Origin of the sequence: Pedobacter antarcticus (genome assembly GCF_900112985.1) — a bacterium.
Taxonomy (GTDB): Bacteria; Bacteroidota; Bacteroidia; order Sphingobacteriales; family Sphingobacteriaceae; genus Pedobacter; species Pedobacter antarcticus.
In genome coordinates this window covers 368,141-384,477 of sequence record NZ_FONS01000004.1, presented here as the reverse complement: position 1 = coordinate 384,477, position 16,337 = coordinate 368,141, and the positions used below count along the sequence as shown (strand labels likewise).

The 16,337-nt window shown below is 38.7% G+C and carries 17 protein-coding genes; 9 read left to right on the top strand and 8 right to left on the bottom strand.

The genetic code is table 11. The annotated features are described in order from the left end of the window. Window positions 1-443 (bottom strand): helix-turn-helix domain-containing protein (locus BM192_RS11530; protein WP_139218434.1); only part of this gene is annotated, 443 nt, incomplete at its 3' end. A 32-nt stretch (window positions 444-475) separates the two neighbouring features. Between BM192_RS11530 and BM192_RS11525 the strand changes: the two genes are divergently transcribed. Both BM192_RS11525 and BM192_RS11520 read left to right on the top strand, forming a co-directional pair. Further along, window positions 476-1,951: an AAA family ATPase gene (locus BM192_RS11525; RefSeq protein ID WP_083401133.1), complete on the top strand. Its 1,476-nt coding sequence runs from the start codon at window positions 476-478 to the stop codon at window positions 1,949-1,951. Beyond that, a complete protein-coding gene (locus BM192_RS11520; RefSeq protein ID WP_037444108.1) occupies window positions 1,944-2,396 on the top strand; it encodes a hypothetical protein in 453 nt (150 codons plus the stop codon). Before BM192_RS11525 ends, BM192_RS11520 begins: the two co-directional genes overlap by 8 nt. Window positions 2,397-2,634: 238 nt before the next feature. On the opposite strand, the gene ltrA is transcribed toward BM192_RS11520, so the two are convergent. Then, complete coding sequence (ltrA, locus tag BM192_RS11515; protein ID WP_212611583.1) at window positions 2,635-3,687, bottom strand: group II intron reverse transcriptase/maturase; 1,053 nt, start codon at window positions 3,685-3,687, stop codon at window positions 2,635-2,637. Then, complete coding sequence (locus BM192_RS21020; RefSeq protein WP_201771414.1) at window positions 3,662-3,934, bottom strand: reverse transcriptase family protein; 273 nt, start codon at window positions 3,932-3,934, stop codon at window positions 3,662-3,664. Before BM192_RS21020 ends, ltrA begins: the two co-directional genes overlap by 26 nt. Before the next feature lie 1,003 nt (window positions 3,935-4,937). Here BM192_RS21020 and BM192_RS11505 point away from each other — a divergent pair. After that, window positions 4,938-5,249, top strand: coding sequence for a type II toxin-antitoxin system HigB family toxin (locus BM192_RS11505; RefSeq protein ID WP_037444111.1), 312 nt, complete (start codon window positions 4,938-4,940; stop codon window positions 5,247-5,249). Further along, the gene (locus BM192_RS11500) at window positions 5,233-5,592 is read left to right on the top strand and encodes a helix-turn-helix domain-containing protein (RefSeq protein ID WP_081857571.1); all 360 of its coding nucleotides are present in this window, start codon (window positions 5,233-5,235) and stop codon (window positions 5,590-5,592) included. Before BM192_RS11505 ends, BM192_RS11500 begins: the two co-directional genes overlap by 17 nt. Before the next feature lie 383 nt (window positions 5,593-5,975). Here the strand turns inward: BM192_RS11500 and BM192_RS11495 are convergent, their stop codons facing one another. From BM192_RS11495 to BM192_RS11480, 4 genes are read right to left on the bottom strand one after another with little or no spacing between them, the layout of a single operon-like run. Then, entirely contained in the window at window positions 5,976-6,680 is a 705-nt protein-coding gene (locus BM192_RS11495) for an SDR family oxidoreductase (RefSeq protein WP_037444114.1), read from the bottom strand. 12 nt (window positions 6,681-6,692) lie between these two features. After that, window positions 6,693-7,112 carry an N-6 DNA methylase gene (locus tag BM192_RS11490; protein ID WP_139218433.1) on the bottom strand — a complete coding sequence of 140 codons (420 nt, stop codon included), beginning with the start codon at window positions 7,110-7,112 and terminating at the stop codon, window positions 6,693-6,695. A 26-nt stretch (window positions 7,113-7,138) separates the two neighbouring features. After that, complete coding sequence (locus BM192_RS11485; protein WP_139218432.1) at window positions 7,139-7,984, bottom strand: hypothetical protein; 846 nt, start codon at window positions 7,982-7,984, stop codon at window positions 7,139-7,141. Window positions 7,985-7,991: 7 nt separating this feature from the next. Further along, window positions 7,992-8,867 (bottom strand): AraC family transcriptional regulator, encoded by an 876-nt coding sequence (locus BM192_RS11480; protein WP_070808227.1) that lies wholly within the window; start codon window positions 8,865-8,867, stop codon window positions 7,992-7,994. 85 nt (window positions 8,868-8,952) lie between these two features. On the opposite strand from BM192_RS11480, the gene BM192_RS11475 reads away from it, so the two are divergent. Genes BM192_RS11475 through BM192_RS11465 form a run of 3 tightly spaced genes read left to right on the top strand, consistent with a single transcriptional unit; the run spans window position 8,953 to window position 11,476 of the window. Beyond that, window positions 8,953-9,900 carry an NADP-dependent oxidoreductase gene (locus tag BM192_RS11475; protein ID WP_037444120.1) on the top strand — a complete coding sequence of 316 codons (948 nt, stop codon included), beginning with the start codon at window positions 8,953-8,955 and terminating at the stop codon, window positions 9,898-9,900. 11 nt (window positions 9,901-9,911) lie between these two features. Further along, window positions 9,912-10,871: an alpha/beta hydrolase gene (locus BM192_RS11470; protein ID WP_037444122.1), complete on the top strand. Its 960-nt coding sequence runs from the start codon at window positions 9,912-9,914 to the stop codon at window positions 10,869-10,871. A 2-nt stretch (window positions 10,872-10,873) separates the two neighbouring features. Further along, on the top strand, window positions 10,874-11,476 hold the full coding sequence (locus tag BM192_RS11465; RefSeq protein WP_037444124.1) for an NAD(P)H-dependent oxidoreductase: 603 nt from the start codon (window positions 10,874-10,876) through the stop codon (window positions 11,474-11,476). A gap of 72 nt (window positions 11,477-11,548) precedes the next feature. Here the strand turns inward: BM192_RS11465 and BM192_RS11460 are convergent, their stop codons facing one another. Further along, on the bottom strand, window positions 11,549-12,541 hold the full coding sequence (locus BM192_RS11460) for a helix-turn-helix transcriptional regulator (RefSeq protein WP_037444126.1): 993 nt from the start codon (window positions 12,539-12,541) through the stop codon (window positions 11,549-11,551). 111 nt (window positions 12,542-12,652) lie between these two features. Here BM192_RS11460 and BM192_RS11455 point away from each other — a divergent pair, with 111 nt between their 5' ends. Both BM192_RS11455 and BM192_RS11450 read left to right on the top strand, forming a co-directional pair. After that, window positions 12,653-15,031: a TonB-dependent receptor plug domain-containing protein gene (locus BM192_RS11455; RefSeq protein WP_051760202.1), complete on the top strand. Its 2,379-nt coding sequence runs from the start codon at window positions 12,653-12,655 to the stop codon at window positions 15,029-15,031. Between the two features lie 26 nt (window positions 15,032-15,057). Further along, window positions 15,058-16,308 carry a hypothetical protein gene (locus BM192_RS11450; RefSeq protein WP_234797546.1) on the top strand — a complete coding sequence of 417 codons (1,251 nt, stop codon included), beginning with the start codon at window positions 15,058-15,060 and terminating at the stop codon, window positions 16,306-16,308. Window positions 16,309-16,337: the final 29 nt, after the last annotated feature.

Here is a 16,337-nt window from a genome sequence, read left to right as displayed (position 1 = left end):
AAATTAGCTTCATCCAAGGCTTTTTTCAGTGCTTTTACTTCTGTACTTTCGGTTTGGGACGTGGATTTTTTAGACATTTCACTCGGGTTTGAAATACTAATTTCAATATTTTCATCCGAAAAAGCCTTAATCCAATTTCGTATGGTACTCCTTGAGCTGATATTGTATACGATAACGGCTTCCTTTATACTCATCCCCCCATGGATAGCTCGAACAATCGATCGTTTTTCTGCAGTACTGTGAAGCTTGCGTTTATGCAAAATTGAACTGTACTTGTCCAACCACATCCCAAGGGTTTCTCCGGTCATTTTATAAGTCTTTATCAGATCCCTCCGGGGCGTTCCTTCTTCGGCCAGCTTAACAACATGAGCGATCAATCGCTTGTCAAACTTCTGATTTTTACTCGGTCTTTCTGAGTAGAACAACTCTTCTTCTCTTTCCATACACTGTTTTATAGTGTATAGCTTTTTCAGGAATGGACACTACCCAACCCCACCTTAGTATTGAATTTAGTGAAAAATTCACAAAAAAAAGTGTTTTGAATGCATATTCCGTATCTTTGAAAAAAAAAACAAAAATGTTAGTCGAATTCAGTGTAAGCAATTACTTGTCAATAAAAGACAATATAACTTTAAGCATGGTCGCTTCTACTCCTGTAAAAGAACTGGAAGGTGAAGAAGATGATTTAAACAATGTTTTTTACGACATAAACAACAAGAAATACCTTAAAACCGCAGTTATATATGGAGCAAATGGGAGTGGTAAAAGCAACCTAATAAATGCCATGGCATTTCTTAAAGGATTTATTCAAAATTCCTCAAATAATAGTCAGGCGGATGACAATATCGATATTATCCCTTTTTTATTAAATAGCTCTACAGAAGATTCACCTTCAACTTTTGAAATCGTATTCGTTGTTGACGGTTTCAAATATCGTTATGGATTTGAAGCAGATGAAAAAAAAATATACTCTGAATGGCTATTCGGTATAGATTTAGGAAATTCAAATAAAGAAAGTTATTACTTTACAAGAGAATTGCAATCCATAAAAACTAATTTAAAAATATTTAAGGAAGGCAAGGGAATAGAAAATAATACCAGATCCAATGCACTATTCCTTTCGACTGTAGCACAGCTTAATGGTGTAATAGCAACAAAATTACAAAATTGGTTCCGATATAATTTCAATCTTATTTCAGGTCTGCATGATAATACATTTGAATATACCATTGATAAATTACAAGAAAGTACCGCATTCAAAGAAAAAACAATCAATTTCTTAAAATTAATAAATCTCGGAATAGAGAACATTACATTTGAAGAGAAGATTATTAGTAATTTACTAGCTAGCATCCCAAAGCTTAATAAAGAACAAGCTAAACTTGCTGCTTTGCTTGAAGAGTTAAAAAATGAAGTCAAAACTCTCCAACAAAATGAGGACTTACCAAGCAAGGAATTAGTAATTAACTCATATCATAAAAAATATGATGAAGCAAATAATTTAATTGACACCATTGCGTTAGACTTCTCATTAGAATCCAATGGAACTCGTAAACTATTTGCTCTACTTGGCCCATTCTTTGAAGCTTTAGAGAATGGTGAGGTATTGATTATAGATGAACTCGATGCAAAATTACATACAAAACTGACAACCGAACTAATTAAACTTTTTCAATCAAAGTTAAACGACAAAAATGCGCAATTAATTTTTGCTTCACATGACACCAATCTTTTAAGAGGTGACTTATTCCGAAGAGATCAAATATGGTTTACTGAAAAAGATCAAACTGGTTCTACTGACTTATATTCATTAGTAGAGTATAAAATCAATCAGGCAATGAGTGTTAGAAATGATGCTTCTTTTGAAAAAGATTACTTATTAGGAAAATATGGTGCTATTCCATATTTTGGAGATATTAAGAAGTTCCTAGCTGATTTTACCAATGAGTAATAAAAATAATAATCGTTTCAAATCAAAGAGTTCAGATGATTACGACAGAAGAAGAAATAATCGAGAAGAAAAAATAGTTAAAGAAGAGCTTCCTAAAATAGTTTTCAGTTTTAAAGATATTGATATTGGACAAATACCACCTGGTCAGAGTTATTTGGAATGGCAAAATCAAGGAACTCTTTCTATTATGGTAGATAAATTAGGACAAATATGTCAATATAATATTACTGAAGCTCAACAACTAGGTATGCTGACGGTATATGGCAATTTTCCTCCTAAATCAGATTTTAAACATCCAAAACATATTAACGAAAAGGTAAATTGGGCAGTTATTAAAAACATAAAAGGACAAAAAGGGCGATTAGCTGGTCATATTATTATGAACGTGTTTTATATTGTTTTCCTAGATATGAATCATAAATTCTACATAACTGAGAAAAAGTAAAAATATCCCCCCATAATTAGAAATAGAATCTAAATTTGAGATAGCATTTGCAGCTATTCTCTATTAAATAAAAGGTGCGTTATTCGGGGAGTTCGAATTTCAAACTACTCTAAAATATTGCAAACGTTGATTTTCACACTAGGTTCGAATCCCAGCGGGATTGAGTTGGAAGGTAGTCATTAATTGACTACCTGTCCCCTCACACCACCGTACGTGCCGTTCGGCATACGGCGGTTCATTAAACATTAACAGCTTTAGGGGCTACTATTTCTTTAAGACATAGTAGCCCTTCTTTCTTTAAAAATGCATTATTAAGCGTTCGCAGTAAGATTGGACTATGTACTGTTCTCCAGTGACCTTTACGGGTGTTCCCACACTGGTAAGCCTGATAAGGCTTAACCCCGAGCTTATGTAATTGACGTACTCTCGTTCGGGGCTTTTTCCACTGAATCCAGTAGCACAATCTTACCCGACTTCGTACCCATTCATCTAACTCACTAAACACTGATTTAGCCTCACTTAGTTTAAAGTAGTTTCCCCAGCCCTGATTGAGTTGCCTGATCTGCATCATGCGATCTTCCATTGCGTAAGGTTTACTTCGACAGGTAATTGTCCTGATTTTATCCTTATAGGTGGCGATGCTTTTACGGTGAACCGATATGCCTTTACTACCTTTCTTATGATAAAATGTAAAGCCCAGTAGCTTAGTGCTCCACGGCCGGGTAACTACGCTCTTTTCTACGTTCACTTTAAGTTTCAATTCCTTTTCTATATAAGTACTGATACTTTCCATGACCCGTTCTCCCGCACGTTTACTTTTCACGTAAATACTACAATCATCAGCGTAGCGTACGAAGCGGTGACCTCTTCTTTCCAGTTCTTTATCCAGTTTATCAAGGATAATATTGGAAAGTAAGGGGCTGAGCGGGCCACCTTGTGGAACACCTTGTTTACAGGCAGTCTGATTACCCTGTTCCTGAATGTTAGCCCGCAGGATACTGTGAACAAGCCTCAATAATCGCTTGTCTTGTATTTTCCTGCTCAATTCATTCATTAGATAATCATGATTTACCCGGTCAAAGAATTGTTCCAGGTCTAGGTCTACAACGTGGCTATAACCTGCATTAATATACTCCCTAGCCTTTTCTAAGGCTTGATGAGCATTCTTTTCTGCACGAAAGCCATAGCTGTTTGTTGAGAATTCGGGATCGTAGAGGCCAGTTAATACCTGCGAGATAGCTTGCTGAATCATTCTGTCCATATAGTTAGGGATATAGACGAACGCCTCCATTAGCTTTGGGGATTTTTACCCGCTTTACTGCCATGGGGCGATATTCTCCTTTTCCCAGCTGAATTTTGATTAATGGCCATTTCACCCTGACATCGCTAGTGAAGTCCAAGAATCCAATGCCGTCTACTCCGGCAGCTCCTTTGTTAGCAACCACCCGCTCATAAGCCTGGCGCACATTGCTTTTACTGATGATTTGTTCGAGTAACATGTCGAATACATTTTTTTTTCTACTGTTTCCTTGTTTCATCCTTCTTTCAGGATGTCGCTCAGCGCTCCTTGTTACCTTTCTGCTTCCAGCATATTCCTCCCAAGGCAGCCCTCTATTCAGAGTTTTCTGCTTTCTTTACGACCCTCCCATTTCCAGAGTCCACTCAGACGTTTAATGTTCAGCCCTTCCCTTAAACAAAAAGGTACTATGGCCTCGGCTGACTTCTGATGAACCAGATATATATCACTACATATCCTTGTTCCTTCAAGAGGCGCTTCTCTCTTTGGCAACGGTTGATCAGATCTCCCCGGGTAAGAGCGCAAACTTTCTCTCCATCTACCTGTCAGATCTACAACAACACATTTCGGATAGTTTAGGGCTTCGTTTGGAATGCAAACTCACCCACATGTCATTGCCTCATCTGCTTCCTGTTCCTCAGGCCAGAGATTTACCGCAGGCTTCCTTCAGATTCCTCCTCGCAGAGTACACCCTTGCCTTAAGTTAACGTTTCCCACTATCAAGGCACGTTCGGGACTTCCACCCTATAGTTCGCGCCCATGCCGGGCGCACATCACGAAATGCCTCAATGCAAATTGAGGCATTTTGCATTAAAAAATATTTAGTCGAATAAAATTTAATTCAATCTAATTGTGATCAATTTATTCATAATATGGCTTTTTAGAAGTCGATATGAATGCCTGCGTTCACAATCGTCACATGCGCAATCGTCCGCTGGATGAACACAATGACAGCCTTTCCCACAGCCACTAGGGTGTCATCACCATATTATTAGATCGTTTTGATTACCTTTTCAATTTCTTTGATTAATTCTTGATTCTTAGAAAATTGATCTATTAACTCCCATATAGTGTTTCTTCTGCTCAAATTGTCACTTAGTTTCTGTGCTAGATTGGCATTTGAAATAAGAAGTTTCATTATCGAGTTTTTAGGATCTCTATCCGTATACGTATATAATTTGGTAAAAGAAATTACTAAAACAAAATGTTACCATTTTGGGAACAAATTAGTAGGTTTATTAAATATGCGAGCGATAGCAATAAAGACTCTAAAGGATTATATTGATGAATTCCATCAGGCAGAACAGGCGTTATTGAGCTGGCATGAAGAGGCCGTTTCTGCACTATGGAATAATCCTAATGAATTAATAGCACACTATAAAAATGCTTCTGTTCTCAATGAAAAAAGAGTTGTATTCAACATACACGGCAATAGTTATCGCCTAATAGTAGATATAGAGTATAGATTGAAAATTGTGTTTGTTGTCTGGTTTGGTTCGCATAAACAGTATGATAAAATAAATGCTAAAACAATTAGTTATGTTAAGACCAATTAAAACTGAGAAAGAATACGATAATGCTCTAGCTCATGTGTATGAGTTGATGCAAACTGATATCGTAGAAGGTTCTGCAATTTCTGATGAATTGGAAATCTTGAGTCTATTAATTAAGGAATATGAATTAGTGCATTATCCTGTTTCTTATCCTAATCCAATAGAAGCTATAAAGTTTCGGATGGAACAAATGAATTTGTCTGAAAACGAACTTAGCGACTTATTAGGTACCCGTTCAAGGAAATCAGAGGTTCTATCGGGAAAAAGGAAACTAAGCCTGTCTATGATCCGAAAATTAGCAGATGTACTTCACATTCCTGCTAATGTTCTAATTGAGGCTTATTAACTGCAAAATTTAAATAAGTGAATTAAAATCTAAGTTCTAATATCTTTATAATATAGCAATTGAAGCTTAAACGTATTAAAAAAAACGTGAGTAATTCAATGAGTAGAATTTCAAAACCACTCTAAAATATTGCAAACCCAGATTTTGCACCAGGTGCAAATCCCAGCGGGATCACTCAAGGAGACAATCAAAATTGATTGTCTCCTTTTTTGTTTCATCCAACCGACTGTTTATCGGACATTTATTACGAATCATAAAGAGTTCGCATCGGTTCGGCATTTAAATCCTCATCAAATACTATTTCTGAAAGAATATAATCAGGTAAGCCGCTAACTAATTCAGATAATGATTTGATGTTCGATATCCCTTTCATGGATATTTAACTATTTAGTCTGTGTCGGGCGAACCTCTATTTTACTGGGCAATACATTTGCATTCAATTTCAGTAAACTAACAATCATTTCACCAATATCTGATGGTTGAATTTTCCAGGAATCGGCTTCAGTCGGTTGGTGATCATTGAAATGAGATGTTACCGAACCCGGCATAATTGTAGTTGACTTTATTCCATATTCCCTTAAATCCAGCATTGCAGCCTGGGTAAAACCCACAACACCAAATTTTGAAGCATTATAACCCGATCCGCCTGCGAAGAAATTCGTCCCGGCCAGACTAGCAATAGTGATATAATAACCCTTATTCAATTTGAGTTGCTCCACTCCTGCTTTAAGTGTATGAAACACACCGGTAAGATTAGTAGCTATCATTGCGTTCCAATCCTCCAGACTCAACTGATCAACAGGCCCAAATTTTCCTACTCCCGCATTGGCAATGAGTACGTCAAGCCGGCCAAACTTTTCCACTATTTGTTCTACCGCGCGGACCTCATCATCGAAATTTGAAACATCAGATGCGATAGCAATTACATTATCCGAACCAAGCTCTTCCCTTGCCTTTTGCACATCTTCCAGCTTTCGCCCCGAAATGGCTACCTTCAACCCGGCGTCGATCAAAGCTTTAGCAATTCCAAATCCTATACCTTTTGTTCCGCCGGTGACGTAAGCTACTTTGTTGTTTAAATCTTGCATATAAAATTTGTTTTATTGACTGTGAAAGTAATCACTCTCAAAACACGCTCCAAACCCGTTGGGTTTCTTTAATTTTTCTTTTTGATTCTGACTAAAAAAATAGAAGTCTTCCTTGCTAATTATGATATAAAAACGGGCATAACGAGGATCGGCCTCTTTATCTGTAAAACCCCATGGCTGTGAATACGGCGGATTAGAAACTACGGCATCATTTTCATCAAAATACGGCCAACAGTCTTCCAACGTATCGCCATTTGGAATTAAGAGAGGATAAATCCTGATTTTGATAATGACTTCGAATCCCAGCGGGATCAGGAAAACCCTCACATTTCTGTGCGGATTTTTGCGTTTAGAAATAAGGGGCGGGATAAAAAGCTGAGGCAGTTTTAGCATCTTTCGCATACCGAAAGACAGGCGAGAAATGAGCCTCATGAAAACTAATGAGTTAAGGGAAATGCTTATTTTGAGGAGCTAGCGGCGCTCAGAAACATTTTGCCATTCACGGTAATCCAGGTGAAATAATTGTATGGCCACTCTTTTGATTTATTAGTAACCATTTTAGACAGTTGCTGATCGTCAATTCGTTCTATATGGACTTTACCACTGGGATAATGGCATTGGTATAACAGTTGATTTGTTGTAAAGGCTATCGTTTGCTTATCTGGTGACAAGGCTGCGAATTCCCCTCTGATTCTGTCTTTTCCTGGCCGCGTTATTTCATAAGCTTTGCCGGTTTTCTGGTTAAAAACATAGTCATTGTCGACCATTAAGATATCAGGTCCAAACTTCACCATATCACGGTTTTCCCATTGCCTGTCGCCCTCTATAACTGTAGGCCTGTCTATACTATAGACCTTTAACCCCGATTTTTGAGCTGTGAATAAATAAAATCTATTTCCTATACTATATGGACCGGAAATACGCGCAATAAAACTTGTTTTGGATGGATTAATATAGGTAACATCATCAAAGTCGTATTGAGAACGCTCCTGAGAAGGGTAGTCTGATGATTCGGAATCGCTGGGTGGCGCCACCTGTGGATTTATCCTGATAACTGTATTATTGTACAGCACTTCATTCCATTCTTTGAATTGTTTAGATCCGAATATCCCCCCTACCCATTTTTCTTTCCTGCTTTTTAGATGCCGTTGTGAAAACACAGGTTCTTCTACATTTGGGTGTTCATTTAAATCAACTTTTGTATCAAAAAGTGTAGCTTGATATACTTTTTCATGCTTACAGGATGTAAATATGATCAAGGAGAAACAAAGTATAATCTTATATTGAAAATGATTATTGGTCATAATTTTACTATAGCCCATTACTGGCATTGTCTAAGGAAGTCAGAACATTTACTTTCTTACAGTTGTCCCTGTAAACACGTAAACTTAATCCTTTATGTCGTTTGAAAAATTTATTAATATGACTTTCATCGGCAAACCCAAATTCATCTGCTATTTCATGAACTCGTTTATCGCTGAAACGTAATCGATGCTCCATCAGTCGAATTCGGTATGAAGAGATATACTGTTGTATTGATTCATTGCATTGCTTCCGGAAATAACTACCAAGATAAGTGTCAGACAATCCGAATTTCTGAGCAATTACACCTATTTTAAGCAGTTCAGGGTTACGTATATTTTCTTGAATATAATCTGTTATTTGTAGTATTCGGATGTCTGTATTTGGTGAAATGGATTCGGGTTTGATAACTGATATGTTTCGGGCCGCAATCACAATAACAGCGTTGACTAAATGACGTATTAAATCTTCTCCATAAATAGACTTCTGTCCCACGGTGTGCAGTAAATTCTGCATCAAACTACCAACAATGAGCTGATCCGCTTCATTGCTTAAAATAGAGCCCGAAAAATGAGAGGCATAATACAATAAACACTCAATATGATCTATACTTTGCCAACTATAACTTTTCACATAAGATGGTGCAAAGCGCACAACCATAAACTCACAAACCTGATGCAGATCAAATGAATGACAATCACGAGGTGTGATTAGAAAAAGATCTCCGGTTTTAAAAGGAAGTTGATTGCCATTGATTCCATGCATTCCATTTCCAGATAATACGTAGACAAATTCGAAAAAATTGAATTCTCGATCCTGCAATGGACAGCAATCTATCTTTTCATAATATACTTCCAGTGAGTTATGAATATTTTCTCTTGCCATAACGCAAAAATACCTAAATACACTGGAAATGTACCAGTAATACCTTTTAATTTCAGTCTATTTTTGCCGAATAACTATTAAATACATGAAAGCAATCGTATTGAAGAGATTCGGAGGGATAGAAAATCTCATTTATAAAGACATAGAAAAACCTGAAATAAACGAAAATGAAGTGCTTATTAAAGTTATAGCAATTAGCATTAATCCAGTGGATATTAAGGTTCGCAATAGAACAGCGCCGTTGGCAGAGGATTTAGCACATTTTGATCCTTTGATTTTAGGCTGGGACATTTCAGGAGAAGTTGTGGATGCTGGAAATAAAGTTACCAGATTCCGTATTGGCGATGAAGTATTCGGAATGATAAACTTTGTTGGACATGGAAGGGCTTATGCAGAATATGTGAGTGCTTCGGAAGAGCACCTGGCTCTGAAACCGAAGAATATTAGCCACACTGAGGCCGCTGCAAGCGCAATGGCAGCCCTAACCGCCTGGCAGGCTTTTGACCGTTATGGGAAATTGAGATCCGCAGACAAAGTTCTTATCCATGCTTCTGCAGGTGGGGTCGGTCATTTTGCCTTGCAGATTGCTAAACATATTGGAGCTTATGTAATCGCTAGCTCATCGGCATCCAATCGTGATTTTGTGCTGGAACTGGGAGCAGACCAGCATATCGATTATCAAACTATTCGCTTTGAACAAACACTTGAAGACATTGATTTTGTATTAGAATCCGTTGGAGCTGAAAATTTTCAGAAATCAGTACGCGTTCTAAAACCCTTCGGTACTATCGTTGCTTTGAATTCCGGGTATACCATTGACGATGAACGTAGTGCTCAGGCTAAACATCTCCATGCCTGTTATTTTATGTCCGTTTATTCTAATTCTTCTGATATACAATACATCGCTTCCCTGCTGGGAACTGGCCTGTTAAAACCACATATTTCTCATGTATTTGACTTTGACGAAATGGCAAAAGCACATATTCAAATCCAAACCGGCCGTACGGTGGGGAAGGTTGTGGTAAAACTGTAAACAATATAGATATGGAAAGTACGATTGAGAATGTTGATCCGGCTCTTTGGAAAGCGATTGCTAAAAGCCCCTATCATCAAATAGATTACGAAAACCTGTTAGAGAACAGCCCCACGGAAATCAGGAAAGAGGAAATTAATTTGTCATTAAAAGAAGAACCTCTTAAGATTCCGGAACATTTGGATGTCAAGGATATATCCGTTCAATCTGCTGATAAATCCAGAAAGATCCGCTTAAGAATATACAGATCAAAAGGAAAGCAGGATTTACCAATGTTGTTGTATTTCCATGGTGGTGCGTTTATCTATGGTACTCCCGAACAATATGATTTTATATTCTATCGCTTAGCGCTGGATATTGATTTAATGATAATTTCGGTGGACTACCGGTTAGCTCCGGAACACCCATTTCCAGCAGGTATGGAAGACGGTTATGATGCGTTACTATGGATTTCTAAATATGCTGATCAAATAGGTGGAGACAAAGATAATATCCTGATCGGTGGAAGCAGTGCCGGTGCAACAATTGCGGCATCCATTACACAGCTAGCAAGAGACCGAAAGGAGGTGGAAATCCGACACCAATACTTGCTATACCCTCCAATGAGCCAGCTTTTACAAACATCATCTATGATTAAACTAGCAAATGCACCAATGCAAACCAAAAGGGCTGCAGAATGGATGTGGAAACATTATCTGCAACATAAAATAACTCAGCCGCCAAAATATGCAGTTCCATTATTAGCAGAGAGTTTCGAGAACCTCCCAGATGCAACCATTATTGTTTGCGAGTTAGATCCGCTAAAAGATGAAGGAAAAATGTATGCCCAGGAATTACAGAAAGCAAATATTCCGGTTCATCTGGCAGAAATAAAAGGAGCTGTACACGCTTTCGATTTCTTCTCCTGTCCCCTCTCCCATAATTTTTATGCGCAACAGATTCAAATATTCAAGCAAATTTTAAATCAATAGAAATGAAAAAAATATTAGTTGTCAATGGACATCCGAATAAAGAAAGTTTTAACACTGTTATTGCACAATCCTATATGAAATCTGCATTAGAAGCCGGTTCAGAAGTGAGGTATATTGCCATTGGAGAACTGAATTTCAATCCAAATCTACAGTTCGGTTATCGCCAGCGAATGGAGTTGGAACCGGATTTGGTAAAAGCTTTGGAAGATATCCAATGGAGCGAGCACCAGGTATGGATACATCCTTTGTGGTGGCTTGGGATGCCAGCAATTATGAAAGGGTTTTTCGACAGGGCATTTCTTCCTGGCATCACTTTTAAAAGTGATAAAGAAGGGAGTACTGCAGGATTGCTGACTGGTCGGACAGGAAGAATTATTACAACGGCAGGAGATCTGTCTCTTGATGTTTATGAGGACATCTATGCGTCAAGCGGATTAGTTCAATTAAAAAAAGGAATTCTGGAATATTGCGGAATATCTTCTATTCAGGATAGTTTCATCGGACCGCTTTACGAATTAGAGGAGGATGACAGAAGAAAATGGATAGCCCGGATAGAAAATTTCGCTCAATCAGACTCAAAGAGAAAAATTCCGCTTAATGCCTAATAAATAACATTGAAAAAATTCGGTCCCTAATGTTATAGGACGTCGGGATGTTTAGCAACGAGTGTTTAGTCTTTAAGCTTTAGCACGAAGCCGGTTCGGTGGATAGCCATAGGTTTGCTTAAAAGCAGTGCTAAAGTTGGATATGTTTTTATAGCCTGATGAGCGGCTTATCTGCTGTATTGTCAGGCTTGTATCGAGTAAAAGTTTAGTTGCCATATGCATCCTCGTCTCTTGTAAGTAACCGAAAACAGTATTATTGAAAATGGCCTTAAAGCCACTCTTCAGTTTCGTCTGATTGATTCCTACTTTACGTGCAAGCTCCATAATCGTAAAGGGATTATTAAGATTCTCCCGGATCAATACAGCAGCATATTTGATTCTTTCTATATCAGGCCCTGTCAACCGGTATTCCGCAACAGTATGTTCGGTACTTTCGTGCATAAAAGCAAGCAACTCATAAATTTTTGACTCCAGGTATACCTTTTTAGTAAAACCTTCAAAGGGACATTCCCTAATTGCCTGAATCGTACTATATATTCTGGGATTTATTGCAATTTCAGAATTCGAAAGTGTCGTGCTGAGGTTTTTATGTATATTATTTAAAAAAGTGTCCATTGTAGGGCTCTCCCCCATATAGTTTGATAACAGAGATAATGGCAGATGAATATCAAATGTGCGGTAGCATATATCTTGATTGAATGCTATTTTAGCCCGGTTTTCCTCCGCAGAAAGAAAGGTAATATTACCAGTCATTGCCGGAGCAAACTCTCTTTTAATGGCGTTGTTATGATAATATATATCGTGGTCTGATATATTAAAATGCATTTCCAGCAAATGCGCATCCCCTTCCCCATATATAGTAACGTCTTCATTGAGGTGATAACTCCCCTGAAGAATATACAGACCGTCCTTTACTAAATCTTCCTTATACGAGATCTGACCTTTAAGGGTATGCAGCCTGGTCTGTACCGGACTTATTAGATCTGCCTGAGCTAGTTCAGCCCCCGCTGAGCTAGCAGAAGCAAGAAATTCGCTAAAATCGTTACCCTGAAATATAAACCCCATTTAAACTTCCATTTTCAAAACAAATACTTCCTAATTCATAAATGCTCCCCAGACCAAAAGAAATACATTTGCACGACAAATTTAGTTTATAATTAGTTTAAATAAAACACCTTGATTAAAGTTCTACTTACCTGTTTTCTGCTGACCACTTGTTTACTGGCAACCGCCTGCCCGGTATTTATGCAGGTGAAGGATAAAAATGGCAAAGCGGTTCAGGGCATTACCATTGTTGTCGATGGTATTGTCAAAGGAAACACAGATGCTACCGGAATGCTGACAGTTGAACTGGAAAGCGGCCACCATAATCTTCTGTTCCGTAACAACTCATTACTGTTAAAACAGACGGCCATAAATGTCGACTGTAAAGAGGAAAATCGATTTGAATTTGAATTGAGAGATCATAACGGCAAGTCAATAGTACTGGAAGAGGTCACAGTAAAAGCGATAAGCGCGAAGGAACTGAATGCACAATCACCATTCTCTGTACAGACAATAGATCTTAAAAAATCTTATGAAAAAGGCGGAGACGTCGGAGAAATTTTAAACCGTGCTTCCGGAGTTAGATTAAGGAGTGACGGCGGACTCGGCGCTCCTGTGCAAGTCAATTTAGGAGGATTACAGGGAAAGGCAGTCAAATTATTTAAAGATGGAATCCCTATTGAATTATTCGGACACGGCTTTAACCTGGGAACTATTCCGGTAAATATGCTAGACAGAGTAGAAATATATAAAGGCGTAATGCCTATATATCTTGCTTCTGATGCCTTAGGTGGAGGAGTCAACTTTGTTTCCCGACATGACAATAAGAATTTTGCGGAATTGTCCTATGAAGTTGGTTCATTTAACACACATCGGGTTACTGCTAATGCTTTATGGAGAAATAAAGCGAAAACATGGTATCTGGGAACGAGTAGTTCTTTTAATTATTCTGATAACAGCTACACTATTAACGCCCCAATGCCTACCAGCCCGGTTACTTTTAAGGATGTCAGGCGTTTTCACGATGCCACAAACACTTACTATGCCGAAGGCTATGCAGGTATTCAAAATGTAGCATGGGCTGACGATCTGCGCCTTACCTTGATCAGTTCTAGCTTTTACAAGGAAATACAGCATGATTCGCAGATGGATAAAGTGTATGGCGACCCTTATTCGAAAGAAAGAAATTACACCGGTTTGCTGACCTATAAAAAGAACTTTTTAAATGAACGGTTGAAAACAAATATTGTAGGAACATATAGTTTATTCAAAACTAAGTTCATCGATACCGCGACCGTAAGGTATGATTGGGATGGTAAGATCATCGGCAGTAACTTAAAACCCGGCGAGATCAACATGGGAAATAATCAACATATTGATTACCGGTTTTTTTCTTCACGCGTAAATCTTTCCTATGAGCTTTCAGACCGGCATACCCTCGATTTCAGTGAATTGTTTTACCAGCAAAACCGCAAAGGCAGTGATCCGCTAGGTGCTATTTCAGCTATCGAAGGCATTGACGTGCTTAGCGTACCCGCGGTTTACCGGAAGGATAATACAGCATTGGGTCTTCGCTCAAATTGGTTGGGCAAGGAAATGGAAAGCATTATTGCGGCTAAATACTATCATTTTAAGACGGAAGGTTATACAACAGACAATTTTGGAATGGGATACCGGTCTTCCGGCAGCGGGCAGAGTCTGGGTTATATGGGTGGATTGAGGTGGAGCCGGGGTAATTATCTGGTTAAAGCTTCCTATGAATACGCCACCCGCCTACCCGATGAATACGAAATTTTCGGTGATGCCAGACTGATTAAAGAAAACATGGACCTCAAGCCGGAGCGAAGCCACAATATCAATGTGAACGGACAGTACCGGATAGAAAATGGAGATCAGGTCTTCACGTTCTCCACCGGTATTTTTTACCGGAAGGTAAAAGACATCATCTTCCTGCAGCTTGATATTCCGTTCAGCAGGTACATTAACTATGAGCAGGCTAAAGTAAAAGGTATTGAGCTGGAAGCCAGTTATGCGCCCTCCAAACGTTTTGATGTCGGAGCGAATGCCACTTATCAGGATATCCGCCGGATCGATATCAAAGAAGCTATGTTTAGAAATCTTGAGAATTCGAGAGTGCCCAATGTCCCATTTTTGTTCGGTAATTTCTGGTTGAACTACTACTTCAAAGACGTACTGCATAGCGGAGATCGCGTGGAATTAAATTGGAACGGAAATTACACCCACCGGTTCTTTTTACACGCTATTCCAAAAAACCAGGAACCAGGCCTGTTTGAGAAGTCTGGCAATATTCAGACCTCTTTGATAATTCCGAGAGATGGCAGGCTGGGACAGTTTGCAAACAATGCCGGAGCCTATTATCACTTCGCAAAGCCTAAGCTAACGCTGTCGGCTGAGTGCAGAAATATCGGAGATGTTAAGCTATATGATAATTTCAACATACAGAAACCAGGCAGAGCACTCTATTTCAAAATACTATACCAATTTTTTTAATCACTCTATACAAATTAAGAATTAATATGAAACGTAACAAATTTTGCGTAATGATGATCGGTCTTTCTGCACTGATGGTTTTTGGCTCCTGCAGCAAGGATAATGATGTCGAACCAGCACCTCCTGGCGGCGATCTGCCAGCAAATGAAACCTGGATTATTTACAACGCCAACGCCAACTGGAGTGGTGGAATTTACGCGCTGAAAGATAAAAAAGCAAGGGAAATAAACCTTTCCGGCATGCCTTTTTTCCAGGTAAGCAGCTCATTGGGTGGAAGTGTTCTTGGAAAAACACTCTACAAGGTTAATAGTGCCTCAAATGCGCAGGGAATTCTGAAACTTGGTCTTAATTCTGCAGGTAATGTAACCGAAGATAAATTTCTACCATCGCTTTCCTCGGCGTATATCTCTAACTACCTGGTGGCAAGTCCAACCGAGGGCTATTACTGGGATGACGTAAGAGGAGGATTAAAGGTGCAGAAATTCAATCCGACTACTATGGAACGCACGGGTGAGATTGACTTTAGCTCCTTATCAGAAGGTCTGCCTAATGAATCTGCAGGGCAACTGATCCTGGCTAAACGTGATGATAAGCTTTACGTAGATTTATTATTGGGGACAAAACAGGCCGGAGACTGGCAGGTATCACCAAAAAACAAAGAAGTTGCTCTAGCGGTTTATGATCTGACCAATAACAAAATCCTGAATGTTACGAAATTTGCCGGAACTACAAATCTGGGTGTATTTATAGACCACGTACTTTGGGGCCTTGATGAGAAAACCAAAGATCTGTACTTTGTTGCAGTAGGTGACATGAAAAGGCAACCATCAAATTACTCTTCTAAAATTGTACGTATTAAAAGTGGAGAGACACAGTTCGATCAAAACTTTTCTATTGATATCAAGTCATACCAGTTCCCTGCTGAATTTAACAGACTGTTTGTATACGATAGTAAGATTTATACTACTATCCCTTCACGCGGTGTTTCTTATTACGGTGGCGCACAGCACGGTGTCTCTTACAGAAGTGATGTCTGGTTCTGGAACGAAATTGACGCAACAACGAAAAAAGCTAAACGCCTACCGATTCCAGCTGACAGCTTCTACGGTACACAAAACCCTTTCTTGCACAACGGCGAGATTTATTTCCTTTCTAACAATACTTCAGAAGGCTATTCTGGCGTAAATCAATATAACCCTGCTACAGGAACCGTTAAGGAAACTTTTCATTTGAAAGAGAGTGGAAGACTAAATGGGTTCAATATCATCGCTGATTAAGCGAGCCTGGAAGTTTTAATAAGACACGA